The sequence below is a fragment of the Flavobacterium suaedae genome, assembly GCF_014642915.1.
Taxonomy (GTDB): domain Bacteria; phylum Bacteroidota; class Bacteroidia; order Flavobacteriales; family Flavobacteriaceae; genus Flavobacterium; species Flavobacterium suaedae.
On record NZ_BMJE01000003.1, the window covers coordinates 507,423 to 525,820 of the forward strand.

The following is an 18,398-nucleotide window of genomic DNA, read 5'->3' on the forward strand; positions in this document are numbered from 1 at the left end:
TTAGATTTTTTTAAATATTTTATTGTTGTTGTTTTGTGTTTACAAGTTTTACACTTGTTACCATGCCATTAGAAAGTTTTATTTTAGCAATATACACGGCTTCCTGATGATTAAAGGCTTCTGATAATTCTGTTTTGCCAACATTGTAATATGTTGCTATCAGTCTTCCCGTAAGGTCATAAACTTCTATATCTTGTATTGTAGTGCTGGCAGTTACTTTTAAAGTACCATTTGTAATTACTGCAGTATTTTTGTGGTTTATAAAATCATCATTTTGCAATGCCTGATTTTCATAAACAATTTTAAACCTGTCGTTGGTAAGGTTTCCAAAAACAGTAAAATTATATGGAGATAAATTAAGGTTATGGTATACTTCCTCCTGCTGGTCGTATAGGTAAACTATTACCTCTTCACCTGCAAATATTCCATTTCTTTCATCAAGTGCTATAGTGTAATTAGCTTGGTCTGCATTTGTTTTAGATATACCCAGTTGAACTTGGTCTGTTATCTCAAATTCAGGACGGCTATTTATGGCAAGTTTGCGACCGTCACCCTCAAATACAGAATAAAATTGTGTACTGCTTACCGAGTTTCTCCCTGCATCAAATAAACGATCGTATTCCATTGTTGCCTCCGGGGTGTATGCTATCAATATTTGGCTAAATACATCTTCATTATTATATAAATTAAGCTTGTATTTGTCTGCTACATCAGGTAAATCATTAGACATTCTGAAAAAATTATTATTATCTTCAACAAGTCTCATACAGTTTGTAAAAGTAACATCGCCATTATTTAATGCTCTTACCATAAATCCTTGTGCGCTTGGTATCTTACCATCAATAGAATATGTAACCGGCGAAGTATTAACACTACCTGCAAGATTCCAAACAGCGTAATCAGCCTGAGTGTTTTCTCCGGTTTCAGATTTAGACCAAATGTATATTGCACCATCTAAGTTAGTATTAGTACGTAAAAATAAGGCAGCATTAATTGCTGAAGGGTAAGGATTTGCAAGTAAATTATACGATGAACCACAAGTAGTACATGCACCGTTTTGAGCAACAGAAACTGTAACATCTCCATTATTGGCAACACCTGTAAGTGTAACATCTATTTTTCCTGAAAAAGAGCCATCTGTAACGAAAGGGATTTGATCTTTTACGCGACTTAAAAAACCTATACCGGTTTCTGTAGATGACATTACCTGCCAACCGAAACCGCTATTTGAAGGGGATGACCCGGCTACCCAATTATAATAAGCATCAAAGGCTCCATCTGTATCATACCCCTGAGCAGAGGCTGTACTCATTTGTGTTTTAAAATCACCTTCAATTGGTGTACCCCAATAAACGTAATCATTTACCTTTCTAATTGTACGTGTAGTTTTTGTAATTTCTACTGTAGGTGCATCTGCTGATGCATCACGTTGCACTAAGGCAGCATTACTGGACATATAAACTGTACCTGTACCACTTGCACCACGAACAATTTCTAAATAATCATCATCTACTAATGTTAAATCGTTATTTAATACTATTGAGTTACATTGAAGTGTACCTGAAAAAGGTCCGTTTATTACTACAGGATCTTCAAGTGTTGGCTCAGAAGGAGACCAGGCACTACCGTCCCATGTTTTTGTATTACCTGAACTTGTAATTATTGGTGCACAATCATCTCTTACACCTAAAGTAAAATATCTATAAGTGCTGGTATCAACAGCTTCGTTAGTGGATATTGAGCCGGATACGAGTGTAGTTCCTGTACCTGAAAATAAATTCGTAGTATCTACTTGAGATGGTATTTCTATCCATTGCGAACCATTCCATCCCACTATTGTTAGTTCTGACAAGTCACTAGACAGCACAAATGTAGATACTAACTCAGCATTATTAGAGCTATTCCATCCTACGCTTATTACTGCATCGCCTGAACTACTACTTATATCCCAGTACTGTGTAGCAGAGACTTGTAATATTGGGCTTTGCACATCAGAACCAAAAGCACTAACAGGGCTGGCTTCATAATATGCTACTTCAAAACTACTTCCTGTTCCGGGAGCTACCTTAACAGGTGCATAAGTAGTAAGTTGTGCCGTAGGTAGTAGTTTATCGGTAGTTCCGTACATTTTAATATAACCGTCCACATTGCTTGTTAACGAGGCACTATCAAAGGCAACATTTTCTCCAATAGAAAGTTTTCCATTTGTTGAAGCGGTACGGGAAGTTGTAATATCAGAGCTACTGCCAAAGCTTATATTACCTGATGCAATATACATTTCCGCATTATCAGAAATATATAAAGACCCATTATTATGTATTTGCGCAAATACATTATTTGTACAGAGGACAATTAGTAAAAACGCAATACTTAATATTTTTTTTATAATGTAATTTTTCCCCATGAGTAATAGTTTACTGGTTGCTGGTTTTAAATTGAATTCCTTTTTTCATATAGTAAAAAAGGGCTATTGTTATAGCTATGATGATTAAACCATATATATAATTATCAATAGAAGCCGGTGGTAAAGGTGGACCATCCGGATCCTCTTCATCTTGTGCGAATACTATAAAAGGCGCTATAAACATGCACATAGTAGTAAGGTGCTTAAATATTTTTCCCATCACATTAAATTTTAAATTAAGTTTACAGAATAGATTGTTTATATTTTTGGGGTAAATCTAACATAACCGTATGCAAATGGGTTTCTTAAAATATACCCGCATTTTAGAAAAGTGACATTATTTACATAAAATACAGCCATTATTTAAATTACGTGTTTAGTGCTGATAGATAACATCCAATAATCAATAACCTAAAGACTTAAGGTTTTTTTGTTTTATTCTGTATTTTATAGGTGAGATTCCCGTATTATCTTTGAATGAAGTACAAAAATTAGCGGTACTTGAAAAACCCAGGTCAATAGAAATACTTGAAATATTAAGTTCTGTTGAAGTCAACAGTGTTTTTGCGACATCAATGCGTTTTTTTACAATGTATTTATAAGGTGTTAAACCAATGTATTTGTTAAACATTCTTATAAAATGGTGTTTGTTCCATCCTGTAATACGTGCCAATTTTTCGATTTCGATTTTTTCTTCTAAGTTTTCTTCGATGTAAGCAATAACTTTTTTAATTCGTAAAGGTGCATTCGTAGTAAGCTGCTGTTGATTATCGTCTGAACGGGTAATATCAATTTTTTTAAACTGAAAATTATTAAGTACTATATCAACAGTTGTTTTAATATCTATAGGCTTAAAAGGTTTAGCGATAAAGCCATGAGGGCGTGTGCGCTTTATCTTAGCCATAATTTCTTTTTGGTTGTATGATGTAACGTAAATGTATGGGACGGTATCTTTTTTCAACAGGTATTCACCAATTTTAATACCATCGTCTTTTCCGTTAAGCATTATGTCTATAATTACTAATTCTGGCTCATGAACTTTAAGAAAAGCTATAGCTTCTTCTGCAGAAGAAAGGTTCTCAAAAACAAAGTAGTTTTCTTTTTCTAAAATTCCCCTAAGTAATTTAGCTGTTATTGAGTTATCCTCAATTGTAAGTACCTTTATAATTTTCAATAGTTATGCTTTTTAGAAAGTAGTTTGGATACATTTAAAGTGATTGGAGTACACGAAAAAGCGTATCCGAAGAGTATTAAATATATTTACGGAGACTTCGCATTCAATTTTATGAATGCTTCTAAAAACTTTTTATTGAGAATTTTTTTGTGAGTACTATGGCACGGTTCAATTTAATTCTCCGTTTTATTTTTAACCAGATAGACATATACTGATTTGAAACTTGGAAACTAAGTAGAATAGACATTATTTATTTTATTTAGAGGGGTAGTTGTTTCTAAGTCGCAAATTAAAAACCTTTATTTAGGTTTTGCTTTTAAATACGGCATATCTGTAACACGTCTATAGTATATCTATATTTTGTATTATTATAATTTTGATTATCAATAATCTAAAATTTACGTATCTATTATAGATTTCTATTTTTAATGACTATATAACCTTATTTTCCTCGTATATTAGATAACACAAAGCTAAAAAAAGCATAAAACAAATAATCATCTAACTTATTAATACATTTTAAACACTTATTAAATTAGCAAAACAAGTAGACAATATTAAAGTTAGGTTTTAGGCTATATGTTTTAATGATGAAAATGCTTATCCTTTTTTCTATATTGATACTGCTTAAGCTTATCAAAATGAAACTTATGTTAGAGAAAAAATAAAATATAATTACTCAAATATTTATCAATATTATTACTAGGGAAAACAAGAATTAAGGTAACCTGAAAGTACCTTTATTATTGACTATATTATAAAAATCATTTGATTGGGAATGTTGTACCAAAGAAAAAGCCTGCAAGGTAATTCCTTGCAGGCTTTGAATTTTTTAAGTGGGCGATGAGGGATTCGAACCCCCGACCCTCTCGGTGTAAACGAGATGCTCTGAACCAACTGAGCTAATCGCCCTTATGTTGCTTTAACTCTCAAGGCTTGTCTTGTTTGTTATTGCGAGTGCAAATATAGGTTAGTTTTTGTTATTTGCAAACATAATTTTAAAAAATTATAAAATTTCTGCCACAACAAAAGTACTTCCGCCTATATAAATAAAGTCATTTTTAGCTGCTTCTTTCAAAGCCTCTTCGTAGGCTTTTGATACAGAACTAAATACCTCTCCTACTATATTAAACTTAGCTGCTTCCTCCTGTAGCACCTTTGCATCAAGTCCGCGAGGAACATCTGGCTTACAAAAATAATATTTTGCATTTTTAGGTAATAATGGTAAAACCTCATCGAGTTTTTTATCATTCACTACGCCAAAAACTATTCTCAAAGTCTCAAACGGTTGTTTTAAAACCTGATTGAGTACTAATTTCAACCCATGAGGATTATGGGCAGTATCACATATCGCTATGGGATTATTATTTACTTTATACCACCTGCCTGTGAAGCCTGTATTACTATTTACATGTAATAAACCTTGTTTTACTATACCATCAGTAATTGTAAAGTGTTTTTTTAGTAATTCAACCGTTTGTAGTACTGTTTTTATATTTTGCTGCTGGTACTCTCCTAACAAATCAGACGGAGGTACTTGCCAGTCTTTATCCTGCACAAAATAAACAGGGGCACCCACTGATTGTGCTGTGTCAGTAAAAACAGGCTTTGTTTGACTGGTATATTCTCCTATTACTACAGTAATGTCTTTTTTAATAATTCCGGCTTTTTCTTTAGCTATTTTGGCTTCAGTATCGCCTAAAAACTGAGTGTGATCCAGCCCTATATTAGTAATAACCGAAACAAGTGGTGTTATTATATTAGTTGAATCTAACCTGCCACCCATACCGGTTTCTATAACAGCAATATCAACTTGTTCTTTTGCAAAATAATCAAACGCTAAGCCTACGGTCATTTCAAAAAAGCTAAGTTGCTGTGCTTCAAAAAACGGCTTATTCTCTGCTATAAAGTTACAAACAAATGCTTCAGATATATCCTTACCGTTTATTTTTATACGCTCCCTAAAATCTTTCAAATGAGGGGAAGTATACAAACCTACTTTATAACCTGCCTCCTGTAATATAGAAGCTATCATGCTTGATACTGAACCTTTGCCGTTAGTACCTGCAATGTGTACTGTTTTTATTTTTTGTTCAGGGTTATTTAGGTGTTTAGTTAACTGTATGGTATTAGTAAGGTCTACTTTATAGGCAGATGCTCCCTGTTGCTGATACATTGGCAATCGGCTGAACATCCACTCGGTAGTTTCTTTATAATTCATAAAATATGATAACAAAAAAATGGCAGAAATTATTCTGCCATTAAATTTATTGTTTTTTCTGCTAATGTATGCTTACACTAATTGTTTTAATGCAATTTCGAAAGCTGTACTGCTTATGTTTGTTTTGCTTCCGTTATGTGCATGTACATTTTGTATTGCTTTTTGTATTACATCTGAAGTATCCTGGAATACTGCTTCATCTGTCATGCTTACTTTTTTCTCCATAAAGTATGCAAATACTCTTGCCATACCACAGTTTGAAATAAAGTCAGGAATTAAACTTACTTTACTGTCTGTAGCTTCCATAATAGGACCAAAGAATATTTCTTTATCTGCAAACGGAACATTAGCACCGCATGATATTACTTCCAGACCTGAATCAATTAGGTTTTCAACCTGCTCTTTAGTTACTAAACGAGATGCTGCACATGGTGCAAATATTTCCGCTCCTATTTTCCATATTTCCTCGTTAATAGTTTCAAACGGAACCATATTATCTGCTACCAGTTGGTTACCATTTTTATTAAGGAAAAGGTTTTTAATTTCTTCAAAGCTAAAACCGTCTTTGTTTAAAACACCACCATCTCTGTCTATAATACCTACAACTTTAGCACCCATTTTTGCTAAATAGAAAGCTGCTGCCGAACCTACGTTACCAAAACCTTGTACTATTGCTTTTTTACCTTCAACATTACCACCATATATATCATAGAAATGTCGTACTGCTTCAGCAACTCCATAACCGGTAATCATATCGGCTACTGTATATTTTCTGTTTACATCAGGAGAGAAAGAAGGGTTTTCTATCACTTTTATTACTCCCTGACGTAGTTGACCTATTCTGTTAATTTTATCAGCTTCTGTTGGCTTAAAGTGTCCAGTAAATACACCTTCTTGCGGATGCCATACACCACAATCTTCGGTCATTGGGATTACTTCGTGTATTTCGTCTACATTTAAGTCTCCCCCTGTACCGTAGTAATTTTTTAATAGTGGAGATACTGCTTTGTACCAACGTTCCAAAACGCCTTTTTTACGAGGGTCTGCCGGATCAAAATTAATTCCTGACTTAGCTCCTCCAATTGCAGGTCCTGAAACTGTAAATTTCACTTCCATAGTTTTAGCAAGAGAAAGCACTTCGTTCATATCAAGCCCTTTTCTCATGCGTGTACCACCACCGGCAGCACCGCCACGAAGTGAGTTGATAACCGTCCATCCTTCGGCTTCTGTTTCGCTATCTTTCCAGTTAAATACTATTTCAGGTTGTTTATTTTCGAATTTACTAAGTAAATCTTTCATTTTTTGTTGTTTTGTTAATTGTGCGTGACAAAGATATAAAAATTACCCCCACAAAAAGCTGTAGGATTATATGGTGTTTTATATTGTAATGAAGAATACTGTTTTAATTGTTTTTAGTACTACATTTTTCTTGTTGCTCTAAAAATTCTTCTTATAAGAAAAACCATAGTAATTATAAAACCTACTGCCATTAACAATACCATTAATTGCCATAAAAATAAACCTATACTAAAATCATTTACAAATTTTTCCATCTTTAAAATTTATCTCTATTATTAAATAGGAAAAGTAACTTTTATAGTTGTTCCTTCTCCCGGTTCAGAATCTATTTCTATACTACCGTTTAATGCGGCTGCACGCTTTTTAAGATTTTTAATTCCTATTCCTCCCTTAACAGTTTTAGCATCAAAACCTATTCCATCATCAGTAACCGTAACCTCCATATGATTATTTACCTGTTTAATATCAGCTTTTGCATAATTGGCTTTAGAGTATTTATTAATATTTTGCAATGCTTCCTGAATAATTCTGTAAATATTTACCTTACACGTACTTGGCAGGTTTTCCCAGTCTATACCTTTATCTATTTCTGCTTCAAACAAAGTATCATAATCATTCTTTTGAGATGTTATCATATACTCCAACGCATATTCAAAGCTTTTTTCTTGTTGTAACATAGCATTTCTGCTCAGGTCATGAGATATTGCCCTTATTTCTGTTTCTACTGTTTGCAGTTCTTTAATAAACTCTTTTCTTTTTGCTATAGACTCTTCATCAACTTTTTTATTAGAAAATTCCAAGTTAAGTCTTACTGCATAAATATTATTTAATATTCCATCGTGCAGTTCCATAGCAATACGGTCTTTTTCATCTTTACGGGCAGTATCTATTTTAGCTTGCTGCTCCTGCATTAATAAATAAATCTCTTCATTTGCAGCCTGCTGCTCCTGAATTAGAAGAAGCTCTTTGTTACGGGAGTTTAGATAATAAATTATAAATATGGCTGCTATAAACAACAGTATTACTGCCGAAACTCCTATTATAAAACTGTTCTTTTTAACTAATTCTTCTTTCTCGTCAATAAGCCTGTCTGTTTCATATTCTATCCTTGCATATTTTTCTTTATTTGCTCTGGCAATATCTTGTAAACTATCATTTACTTTAATATATCTGTTAGAAAAATAAATCCCATTTTCTTTATCCAATTCCGACAATAGTTTTAAACTATTTAATATATCATAATGGCTTCTTATTTTCTTTGCTGTACGGTAGGCTGATTTTAAATAGGAAATTGCTTTTGCAGTATCCTTCTTACTGGCAAAATATTCACCTAAATGTATATTACTGGCTACTATTCCTGACTGGTTTTCTAAGCTGTCCCTTATCTCCAAAGACTCATAAAACAGCTCCGGAAGTTCTCTTTCATCGTTTGCTTTAAACTTAGCATATGCCATATTATTAAGAAGCTTAGCATATAAAGAAGGGTAATCTTTTCTGATATTAGGAAAATTTAAAGCTTTCCTATAAAGAGAAATAGCTTCTTTATGTTTCCCTTCTTTAACATAAACTCCACCCATATTATTATAACAGGCAGCCTTGTTATACCTAATCATACCTTCTCCATAACCTTCTTCCCTAAGTTTATCAACTTGATTTAAAGCTTTCCTGTAATAATTAATAGCTTGTGTATTACTATTTTGCCCATCTAAAGCTGAAGCTATGAGGTTATAACAATTATATACCTGAGTGGGTTTATTGCTGTTTTGTAACTTTGATAAAGCCTTAATACCTTCTACTTCCGCAAACACATATTCTCCTATATTATAATAGATATAGGCTTTATACAGAATAACCTCTCCCAAGTCTCCGGGTTCATTAATCTTTTCATAAAATTTTTGAGCCTGATCGTAATAATAAAAGGCAGTATCTATTTTAGATTTTGCATAAAATGTATCACCTATTCTGTACATTATATTGGCCATCTCTAAGGTATCTTTTACCTCTGCAGCCATATTAAGTACATCTTTACCTACTTTAAGTGATTTTTCATATTCCCCGGCATTGTAGTAAGCTGCCAGTGTACGCTTATATAAGTAACGTGTTATAGAATCATTTTGAAAACTTGAGTTTAACTCAAAATAAGCGGAATCTATATATTTTTCTCTATCTGTTTCACTATAAGCATTGCTTTGAGAGTTATCAAGATACTGACCTGCTTTTGTTTTAGCCAACTCTCTCTGTTCTGTTGAAGTACAGGAAACAACAAAGAGCAAACAGATGGATAATATTTTATGAAGTATCTTCAAATTTTTGAGGGCACTACTATATATAGTAGTGCCCTCAAAAATAACATATTTTAATTTAAATCTGCAATTATGGTTTCATAGGTGGCTTTGGTAACTCTTTATCTCCATTATCTACAGGGGAAGTAGAAGAATCAGTATTACCCTCAGGAGTTGACTGAAGTCCATCAGCTTGTGCTTCCATCATTTCCATATCACTGTCATCTGTTGAACAAGATACAGTTGAAAAACCAAGTAATGATATTAAGCCTAGTATTAGAATATTTTTTTTCATTTTAATCAAATTTTTACGGTGTGTCTTTATCTATTTTATTGTTGGGAAACAACCCCTGCAGTGATTATTTCTGATACAAATATAGAATCGTAAATGCTGGAAAAAGAATATTTTAGCCCTTGTTTAGTGGTCCGCTTTAGTTTACGAGTAACTCGACCGGTTTACATGGTAAATAGTCAGATTATAAATATTCAGGCGCTATTTTTCTTAAAATAGTATCTACATTTTCCTTAAAAGTTTTAGAAAATGAGATAGATACTTCGTTGTAGTTTAAGTAACATAACGATTTACCTGTATTAATCCTGGAAACATAATTACTATTTATGATATAGCTATTATGAATGCGGTAAAAAAACAAAGGCAAATTAAGCTCATAATGTTTAAGTGTTTTATAAGCTGTTAGCTTTTTCCCGTTTTGAAGATAAAAATCTGTAGTATTATTATCAGCTTTAAGATATACAATATCATGAAGTGAAATAAACTGATAATCTCCGTATGATTTTATACAAATTGTATCATTTGCCGCAACAGGACTTGTTTTTTTGAACCTTAGTAATGACTTTCTTAGCTCCATTTTATTTAATGGCTTTAAAAGATAATCAGCAACTCCGGCTTTTATTGCTTCAAAAGCATAATCTTTTGTTGAAGTAAGCGTTATAAAATAAGGCAGGGTATCTATATACTGGTACAGTTCTGTTATTATAGAGAGTGATAGGTTACTGCCCCGCTTTTTAGAATTTACTTCCAGAAAAACTATTTGTGGTTGTAGCTCAAGTATTTTATTTATTGCATCATCTTTATCAGCCGATACCCCTGCACAATAGTATTCAGGAAAATCCTCGAAAATCTTCAAGATTTCCTTAGCATGTGCTTCGTTATCATCTATTACAAGGTAAGAATGCTGCATTCAAAAAAAAAATATGGGAAAATTTTTTGCAAGTTAATTAGATTGAAAATGGTAATTTTACGGTAAAACCGTAAAATTTGTTAAATTTGTAAACAACAAATACTTTATGCAAAAAGATCTGAACATATTAATTGTCGACGACCACCCTATGACAGTTAATGGGTACATTAATGTACTTAGTGACGAAGAGTTTAAGGGTTATCACCTTAATTTTACCAAGGCTTTAAACTGCGAAGAAGCCTATAACCTTATTACCGACTCTGCAGAAAACGGTAAACCTTTTGATATTGCCTATCTTGATTTAAGCCTTCCACCCTATCCTGAAAAAAATATTTCATCAGGGTTTGATTTAGGTATGCTTTTAAGAAAAATACTACCTGATTGCATTATAATAATCCTTACTATGCATAGTGAGGCTGTTTTGGTAGACCGCTTAATTAAAGAAATTAACCCTAAGGGAATTTTATGTAAAAGCGATATTGATATTGATGAGTTTTTAAATGCATTCAAAATTATTTTTGAGAATGATGATACTTATTTAAGTAATAAAATAGTAAAATCTCTTAAAGATAAAGTTTTTGAAACCTATAACCTTGACAGTTACGACAAACAAATTTTAATGCGACTAAGCGAAGGCATTTTAACCAAAAATATACCTAACTATGTACCGCTATCGCTTAGTGCTATTGAAAAGCGAAAAGCACGTATGAAAAATATGCTGCTACAAGGTAAGGGCGGCGATGATTATGAACTTATAGAGGCTATTAAAAAAATGGGAATTATTTAAGGCTCATATATATAGCCGGCACTATGGTCACGTTTTCCACCGGTAACACTGCTCAGTACATTTACTTCTCCCCCAATACGTAATACCCCTAGCAGTGCAAAAACCAATGCTTCCTTAAATTGTATTGTTCTATCATCAGGTATAATAACTTCTGTATCAGGCAAAAGTTGTTTTATCTTTTCTATCAAAAAGGTATTGTATGCACCACCGCCTGTAACTAACAGGCAGCCTTTTTCCTTTACATTTTTTATTTCATTAGCGATTTGCATTGCTGCATGTATAGTAAATGTATTTACCTTATCTGCTATTGGAGCATTAAAGGAGTCTATTACAGGAAACACTTCTCGCTGCACATACTCCAATCCTAATGATTTAGGATATTGCTGTTTATAAAAATCTAAATCATTAAGCTGCAACAGCATCTCTTCTATCAGCTTTCCTTTTCGGGCTATAGCTCCATCTTCATCATATGGTAACCCTACCTGAGATGAATAATAATTCAACACTATATTTACCGGGCATATATCATAAGCTATTCGCTGCCTTGCTTCTTCAAATGATATATTGGAGAATCCTCCCAGATTTAAACAAAAATCATACTCCTGAAATAATAACCTATCGCCAATAGGAACAAGCGGAGCTCCCTGCCCTCCCATTTCAACATCCTGAACTCTAAAGTTGCATACAACTCTTTGCCCTGTCAGCTTTGCTAATTTCGGTTGGTTACCAATTTGTAGGGTAAGTTTATTTTGTGGCTGATGCAAAATAGTATGCCCATGAGAACATACAGCATCCAGATTATCAATTTTATTTTCAGTAATAAATTGTTTAATAAGAGAACTTAATAATATGGTATAATCATCATCCAGTAATATTAGTTCTTCCTGATTGAGGTTTACACCGTTTTTTAATCTATCAACCCACTCATCAGTATAAAATATTGTTGTTGCTTTATTTATTTCATATTGCCATTTACCCTCATTATAATTTAAAATTACATGAGCAATATCCACCCCGTCAAGCGAGGTTCCGGACATAATCCCTAAAACGTTATAGTTTTTTCTTTCCACCAGCTAAAAATAACCAATCTTATTGAAAAATTGGCAATTAATAGTTATTTTTGGGCACAATAAAACAAAAAACAAATCTAAAAACCTATGGATTTTAAACTTACTGAAGAACACCTGATGATACAGAAGGCTGCGAGAGATTTTGCGCAGACAGAATTACTTCCCGGTGTAATTGAAAGGGATGAGAAACAAATTTTCCCTACGGAGCATATTAAGAAAATGGGAGAACTAGGGTTTCTTGGAATGATGGTTGACCCTAAATACGGGGGTAGTGGTCTGGATACTATTTCTTATGTCCTTGCTATGGAGGAAATTTCTAAAATTGACGCGTCAGCATCAGTTGTTATGTCAGTAAACAATTCACTTGTATGCTGGGGGCTCCAAACTTTCGGTACAGAAGAGCAAAAACAAAAATATCTTACACGTCTTGCTACAGGAGAAATAATAGGTGCTTTCTGTTTATCTGAACCGGAAGCAGGAAGTGATGCTACATCGCAAAAAACTACAGCTATTGATAAAGGAGACCATTATTTACTAAACGGCACTAAAAACTGGATAACAAATGGTGGTACTGCTGATGTATACCTTGTAATAGCACAAACTGATATTGATAAAAAACACAGAGGTATTAATGCTCTGATTGTGGAAAAAGGCATGCCTGGTTTTGAAATAGGGGCTAAAGAACAAAAATTAGGTATTAGAGGGTCTGACACGCACTCTTTAATGTTTACTGATGTTAAAGTTCCTAAAGAAAACCGCATTGGTGAAGATGGTTTCGGATTTAAATTTGCTATGAAAACTCTTTCGGGAGGTAGAATAGGTATTGCTTCTCAGGCATTAGGTATTGCTTCAGGTGCTTATGAGCTTGCCAAAAAATACTCTAAAGAGCGTAAAGCATTTGGTACAGAAATATGCAACCACCAGGCTATAGCATTTAAACTGGCTGATATGGCTGTACAAATTGAAGCTGCACGCCACCTTTGCCTTAAAGCTGCATGGGATAAAGATAACGGACACAACTATGACCTGAGTGGTGCTATGGCTAAATTACACGCTTCTCAAACAGCTATGGATGTAACTGTTGAGGCTGTACAAGTACATGGTGGTAACGGATATGTAAAAGAGTACCACGTAGAAAGATTAATGCGTGATGCTAAAATTACCCAAATATATGAGGGCACTTCTGAAATACAAAAAATTGTTATTTCAAGATCTATACTAGCTGAATAAGTTTAAAAGAAAACTTAATTATAATTATATAAGAGCCGGCTTTATAGTCGGCTTTTTTTGATTATAATTTTGTTCTTTTTCCAAAACTGATAAAATAGCTTCCATTAAAGCATCCATATTTAAATTAATGTCTATATAATAGATGTGAGGACTCTCTACCTTTTCCTGTACTTCCGTTTTATAAGGAGAGCAAAACACCGAGGTTACATTAGTTTTACACAGCTTTATAAAATCCATTAATTCAATATCATCAGATAGGAAAAATACAAGAAAGTCATCTTCTTTTATACTTCTCTTTTTTTCTTCCTGATTCATACTTACATGCATAAAACATAAGTTCTCTCTTTCTTTTGTTTTTAATGCATTGTAATAACCTAATTGATTATCATATACCCATACATTCATTATCGTATTTTTTAATTGGTTTTTACATTCTTAAATAAAATCATAAAATGATTATCTAATCATAATTTATTTGTCTTTTATCGAAAAAAGAGTACTATATATCGAAAAAAATGATATTATTTTTTGCCCTCTAATCTACTTCAATACTTTTATATTAGTTATTTAGCATAAGCTGCATAAAAGAGTACTTAAAATAGTATTTAAAAAACGGTGATTTATAATTTAAATATTCAAAATTAAAATTATTAAGTTAATTAACTAATTAATTATCAATTATTTTTAATTCACACAACACATCTAAACTAGTTATAATATGAATGTTATAGGGCAAAAAATAAAGCGACTGAGAGAAGAAAAAGGGATAACTCAGGAAGCTATGGCAGCGCAGCTGGACGTTACGCAAAGTAATTACGGTAGGCTGGAAAAAGATGACAGAAGATTAAATGTAGTAAAACTCTTAAAAATTGTAAGAATACTAGATACTAATATTTCTTATATATTTAATGAGACCGAAAATAGTGACAGTACTACTTCATCAACTATTAGTAATAGTAATAAAGAAGTATACGATATACTTATAGAAAGTCTTAGATCTGAAATACAACATCTTAAAGAGGAAATAGACTTTCTTCGGGTAATAGTAAAAAGCTAATAAATATTACTCAATATAATATCTTGACACTGTTATATAGTAAAAAAGCCGGATATAACTTTTAAGTATATCCGGCTTTTTATTTTTTATATTGTGTATGTTTTATCTAATCATAGCAAAATGCCCCCTGTGTATACGTCCGTCTTCTCTGGTAACTAAAAACCAATAATCAGTACTTGGCAATTTCTCCCCATTATACTTTCCATCCCAACCGGGGCTGTTAGCATCAAAGCCAGTAATGACTTTTCCATACCTGTCAAATATTACTACAGTAAGGTTTTCTTCAAACCAAGAAAACGGTATTCTCCAGGTTTCATTAATTCCATCTCCATTGGGGGTAAAAAACTTAGGGTAATTAAGGAGTGCTACATCCTGCTTAATAATACCACAGCCATTTATATCTCTTATATATACTGTATATATCCCGGATTTAAGATTAGTAAAAACATTTTCATCCTGATAACTTAACCCATCTAAAGAATACTCATAATTACCTATACCTGATACAAAAACAGAGATACTATTTTCATCTACAGTCCAGTCCTCAATATCGATAGTAATTATCTCTGCAGGTTCAGAAAACTCCACTATTATATCTGCTTCACTGGTACACATATCCTGTGTTACAATAACTGAATAATTACCCGGTTCTTCTACTGTAATAGAAGATGTTTCTTCTCCTGTAGACCATTCATAACTATCATATCCGTTACCGGCTGTTAGAGTTACATAACTATCTTCACATAAATAATAATATTCTTCAATATCCAATACAGGGTTCTCATCTAAAATCAATTGAAACTGAACCATATCATAACAAATAGAAATATAATTATGAATCAGTCTTGCATATATAGTTTGTTCATTTTGCGTTACTGTATATACATCTGGTAACGGATTTTCTCCTGTTTCCGCATCCGATTGTGTTAGATGATACGTTAATGTATACAAGGAAGGACTTTGCGTTCCTAAAATAGTTTCATTTTGTTGTAAAAGATTAAAGTCATACGAAATTTCTTCCCCTTCCTCTACACAAGCTACTAAATCATTTGTTTCATTTGCTACAACTAAATCAGGCAATACACTTATATTTCGATTTTGCTTAGAGACATTTCCGCAGCCATCCTCCACTACAAACCTATAGGAAGCCGGAGACAAACCAGTAAAAACATTACTATTACCATTATCAATATTAAACGGCTGCCCATTCATTCTATCTATACTATATGTTAATGGCGGTATTCCGTCAGCATCAATATATACATCCTCCGGGCTTTCAGAACATGATAATATATATAAGCTATTAATACGTGGGTTACTTAAATAGTTAAAAGTTCCCAGTAACTCGATACAAAGTTTTTCATCTGTTGAACCATAACTCTCAAAGACTTTAATAATTCTAAAATCTCCCGAAAAGGTCAAATTAAAGGTAGTTTCATTATTAGGTAAACTAAAAGAGTTTTCCTCATCTGGTAAAGTCCCTTCAGGATATACAACTTCTGTTTCAGGATGCATCCATTCTCCGGTTTCCATATTTAATTTCTGCAACCAGTAAGTAGGACTATCAGAAGTTGTATCCGTATCAGTCATTTCAATATCAAACGAACCGCAATTTGGTAAAAAAGTAAACGGATTATCCGAAGGTTGATATCCAATTACTGTGGCAGAAACTGTTCGTTCTATTCCACAAGCATCAACTCCTTGAAAAGTATATTCTCCTTCAGGTAAATTCTCAAGAAAAAGTTGCCCTTCACTATTTATACTTCCTGATAAATCTTCAGGAATATTACCTTCATAAGCATTAGGAGCATTTACTAAATTAACTGTTACTAAACCTCCGTTTCTGCTAATTACCTGAAGTGAACCAAATCCTTCGTTACAATCAACAAGAGTTTTAGCCTCAAAATCTCTTTCAACAAAAGGAGGAACAGTTACAGGTAATTCATAAGTACTTCCACATTCATCTATAATCCTAATAACATAATCTCCTACCTCTAAGTTATTTATTACAACCCTTCCATTACTAGTTATTGAAGAACTAACATCATGAGGCAAAGCCCCTTCATGAGTTTCTAAATAATCATCATTTGCTTCTATAATCTCTACTGAAACTATATTTCTCTCAGAAATATAAGCTACAATACGTCCAAACTCTGAAAAACACCCATTATTACGCCCTACAATAGTGGGCTGCGGTACTTCTACAAAAAGTTCAAAATCTACCTGTCTATTTCTACCACATGCATCAGTCAATGTAATACTATATTCTCCTTGCGGAATTGATTGTGTATCTCCTCCATATGTAATAACTATATCATTACCCCCAAATGGTCCCGGATGCATAGAATTAAAAAGCACAGGATCGAAAGAATCAGGAGAATCATTAAATTGTAAGGTATAAGGAGGAATAATATTTAAAGGTGTTAAAGATAAATAATACCCTCCGCATTCTGTAGGTATTAAATCATAATCCAAATAAGGCCGAGAATTTATAACCATTCCGGAATTACCATATGATATACCACAGCCATTTGTTATTTCTATATCATAAGTAAATTGCTCAGAAGAATTAAATAAAGGGAGTTCATACTCTAACTCTAAATAGTTAGAAACACCCTCTTCATAAACAAGGATTTCAATAATCTCAGGATCTTCATTTGGCGGATATATAGTATAAGTTACGGTTAAAGGATAACTAATAGCTGCGCCCTCAGGGTAAGTAATAGAGTTAACTATAGTTATAGCATCAGGATTGCAATCCGTGTCCAAAACTGTATCATATTCCGGATCTGAAACTATAGGTAATACAGTATCTGAAACAAGTGTGTAAGTAGTAACAACACCCTGACCACAAACATCAAATACACGAATATTATACGTTCCAGCAGCTAAGCCCTCAAAAATATTAGATTCTTGCAAAGGTCTAACTTCAGGTCCCGAAATAATTTCATATTCCGCTGCCGTACCAGTTACTGTATTAATTATTATCTGTCCACCTTCAGAACAGTTCTGATTAACAAAATCAATAGTATATGTTAGATCTTCAATAAGATTTTCAATAACAGCAGATTCTTGTTGTGTGTTAGACTCTGAGCCTAAAGTCTGTACAGCAATAACATTATAAGTACCGGAATCTAAATTAGAAATAGTATTTTCAGTGGTAACTGCTATAGGATTATTTAAATCAGGCAATAAAAATATAGTGAATAAAAAATCAGCTTCAGGAGAAGCATTTGTAATATTAAAAGTCAATGCCCCATTATCATCACAAGTTTCATCAGTTGCCACAATATCAAGACTAAAGTCCGGTAGTTGAGCAAAAGATGAAAGTCCTAACGTAATAAAAAGTAATGTAAATAAAATCTTTTTCATATCATCCCTTTCATAAATCTACAAAACATCAAAAAAATAAAAAAGAAACTTATATAGATATAGCAATCTATTAATATTAAGAAATGAATTCTGATAATCATAAAACAAACACAGTGCCAGTTAAAACAAAAATAGAAAAAAGATATAGACCTTAATATCAAAAACCATTATAAAAAACAAAAACCCCTTACTAAATTGTATAGTAAGGGGTTTTAAAAGAAAGGCGATGACATACTCTCCCACAATAAGCAGTACCATCTGCGCAAGCGGGCTTAACTTCTCTGTTCGGAATGGGAAGAG

Annotated in this window: 14 protein-coding genes, 1 tRNA gene and 1 rRNA gene; 3 read left to right on the forward strand and 13 right to left on the reverse strand. The window is 32.9% G+C overall.

Features of this window, described 5'->3' with window-relative positions; translation table 11 throughout:
- Positions 1 to 19: 19 nt before the first annotated feature.
- From IEW45_RS08205 to IEW45_RS08245, 9 genes are all read right to left on the reverse strand, one after another.
- Complete coding sequence (locus tag IEW45_RS08205; RefSeq protein ID WP_188620743.1) at positions 20 to 2,404, reverse strand: RemA C-terminal-like gliding motility protein; 2,385 nt, start codon at positions 2,402 to 2,404, stop codon at positions 20 to 22.
- A gap of 10 nt (positions 2,405 to 2,414) precedes the next feature.
- The gene (locus IEW45_RS08210) at positions 2,415 to 2,624 is read right to left on the reverse strand and encodes an Fjoh_0651 family PID-CTERM protein (protein WP_188620744.1); all 210 of its coding nucleotides are present in this window, start codon (positions 2,622 to 2,624) and stop codon (positions 2,415 to 2,417) included.
- A gap of 183 nt (positions 2,625 to 2,807) precedes the next feature.
- Entirely contained in the window at positions 2,808 to 3,578 is a 771-nt protein-coding gene (locus tag IEW45_RS08215) for a response regulator transcription factor (RefSeq protein ID WP_188620745.1), read from the reverse strand.
- Between the two features lie 837 nt (positions 3,579 to 4,415).
- A tRNA-Val gene (locus IEW45_RS08220) sits at positions 4,416 to 4,490 on the reverse strand.
- A gap of 94 nt (positions 4,491 to 4,584) precedes the next feature.
- On the reverse strand, positions 4,585 to 5,799 hold the full coding sequence (locus tag IEW45_RS08225; protein WP_188620746.1) for a bifunctional folylpolyglutamate synthase/dihydrofolate synthase: 1,215 nt from the start codon (positions 5,797 to 5,799) through the stop codon (positions 4,585 to 4,587).
- Between the two features lie 72 nt (positions 5,800 to 5,871).
- A complete protein-coding gene (locus tag IEW45_RS08230; protein WP_188620747.1) occupies positions 5,872 to 7,098 on the reverse strand; it encodes a Glu/Leu/Phe/Val dehydrogenase dimerization domain-containing protein in 1,227 nt (408 codons plus the stop codon).
- Between the two features lie 275 nt (positions 7,099 to 7,373).
- Entirely contained in the window at positions 7,374 to 9,404 is a 2,031-nt protein-coding gene (locus tag IEW45_RS08235; protein WP_188620748.1) for a tetratricopeptide repeat-containing sensor histidine kinase, read from the reverse strand.
- Positions 9,405 to 9,471: 67 nt separating this feature from the next.
- Positions 9,472 to 9,675, reverse strand: coding sequence for a hypothetical protein (locus tag IEW45_RS08240; protein ID WP_188620749.1), 204 nt, complete (start codon positions 9,673 to 9,675; stop codon positions 9,472 to 9,474).
- Between the two features lie 181 nt (positions 9,676 to 9,856).
- A complete protein-coding gene (locus IEW45_RS08245) occupies positions 9,857 to 10,582 on the reverse strand; it encodes a LytR/AlgR family response regulator transcription factor (protein WP_188620750.1) in 726 nt (241 codons plus the stop codon).
- 106 nt (positions 10,583 to 10,688) lie between these two features.
- On the opposite strand from IEW45_RS08245, the gene IEW45_RS08250 reads away from it, so the two are divergent.
- Complete coding sequence (locus tag IEW45_RS08250; RefSeq protein WP_188620751.1) at positions 10,689 to 11,369, forward strand: response regulator; 681 nt, start codon at positions 10,689 to 10,691, stop codon at positions 11,367 to 11,369.
- On the opposite strand, the gene IEW45_RS08255 is transcribed toward IEW45_RS08250, so the two are convergent.
- Entirely contained in the window at positions 11,366 to 12,439 is a 1,074-nt protein-coding gene (locus IEW45_RS08255; RefSeq protein WP_188620752.1) for an anhydro-N-acetylmuramic acid kinase, read from the reverse strand. The two genes, IEW45_RS08250 and IEW45_RS08255, sit on opposite strands and share 4 nt — an antisense overlap.
- Before the next feature lie 87 nt (positions 12,440 to 12,526).
- Between IEW45_RS08255 and IEW45_RS08260 the strand changes: the two genes are divergently transcribed.
- A complete protein-coding gene (locus IEW45_RS08260; RefSeq protein ID WP_188620753.1) occupies positions 12,527 to 13,669 on the forward strand; it encodes an acyl-CoA dehydrogenase in 1,143 nt (380 codons plus the stop codon).
- 24 nt (positions 13,670 to 13,693) lie between these two features.
- Here IEW45_RS08260 and IEW45_RS08265 read toward each other — a convergent pair whose 3' ends face one another.
- Positions 13,694 to 14,074, reverse strand: coding sequence for a hypothetical protein (locus tag IEW45_RS08265; protein WP_188620754.1), 381 nt, complete (start codon positions 14,072 to 14,074; stop codon positions 13,694 to 13,696).
- A 313-nt stretch (positions 14,075 to 14,387) separates the two neighbouring features.
- Between IEW45_RS08265 and IEW45_RS08270 the strand changes: the two genes are divergently transcribed.
- Positions 14,388 to 14,726 (forward strand): helix-turn-helix domain-containing protein, encoded by a 339-nt coding sequence (locus tag IEW45_RS08270; protein ID WP_188620755.1) that lies wholly within the window; start codon positions 14,388 to 14,390, stop codon positions 14,724 to 14,726.
- A gap of 102 nt (positions 14,727 to 14,828) precedes the next feature.
- Here the strand turns inward: IEW45_RS08270 and IEW45_RS08275 are convergent, their stop codons facing one another.
- Positions 14,829 to 18,098, reverse strand: coding sequence for a T9SS type B sorting domain-containing protein (locus IEW45_RS08275; RefSeq protein WP_188620756.1), 3,270 nt, complete (start codon positions 18,096 to 18,098; stop codon positions 14,829 to 14,831).
- 218 nt (positions 18,099 to 18,316) lie between these two features.
- A 5S ribosomal RNA gene (gene rrf / locus IEW45_RS08280) occupies positions 18,317 to 18,398 on the reverse strand; the annotation flags it as partial.

Excerpts from the sequence above, each read along its gene's own strand:
- IEW45_RS08230 (WP_188620747.1), bottom strand. The coding sequence starts at position 7,098 with ATGAAAGATTTACTTAGTAAATTCGAAAATAAACAACCTGAAATAGTA.
- IEW45_RS08260 (WP_188620753.1), top strand. The coding sequence starts at position 12,527 with ATGGATTTTAAACTTACTGAAGAACACCTGATGATACAGAAGGCTGCG.
- IEW45_RS08250 (WP_188620751.1), top strand. The coding sequence starts at position 10,689 with ATGCAAAAAGATCTGAACATATTAATTGTCGACGACCACCCTATGACA.
- IEW45_RS08265 (WP_188620754.1), bottom strand. The coding sequence starts at position 14,074 with ATGAATGTATGGGTATATGATAATCAATTAGGTTATTACAATGCATTA.
- IEW45_RS08210 (WP_188620744.1), bottom strand. The coding sequence starts at position 2,624 with ATGGGAAAAATATTTAAGCACCTTACTACTATGTGCATGTTTATAGCG.
- IEW45_RS08240 (WP_188620749.1), bottom strand. The coding sequence starts at position 9,675 with ATGAAAAAAAATATTCTAATACTAGGCTTAATATCATTACTTGGTTTT.
- IEW45_RS08245 (WP_188620750.1), bottom strand. The coding sequence starts at position 10,582 with ATGCAGCATTCTTACCTTGTAATAGATGATAACGAAGCACATGCTAAG.
- IEW45_RS08205 (WP_188620743.1), bottom strand. The coding sequence starts at position 2,404 with ATGGGGAAAAATTACATTATAAAAAAAATATTAAGTATTGCGTTTTTA.
- IEW45_RS08275 (WP_188620756.1), bottom strand. The coding sequence starts at position 18,098 with ATGAAAAAGATTTTATTTACATTACTTTTTATTACGTTAGGACTTTCA.
- IEW45_RS08225 (WP_188620746.1), bottom strand. The coding sequence starts at position 5,799 with ATGAATTATAAAGAAACTACCGAGTGGATGTTCAGCCGATTGCCAATG.
- IEW45_RS08270 (WP_188620755.1), top strand. The coding sequence starts at position 14,388 with ATGAATGTTATAGGGCAAAAAATAAAGCGACTGAGAGAAGAAAAAGGG.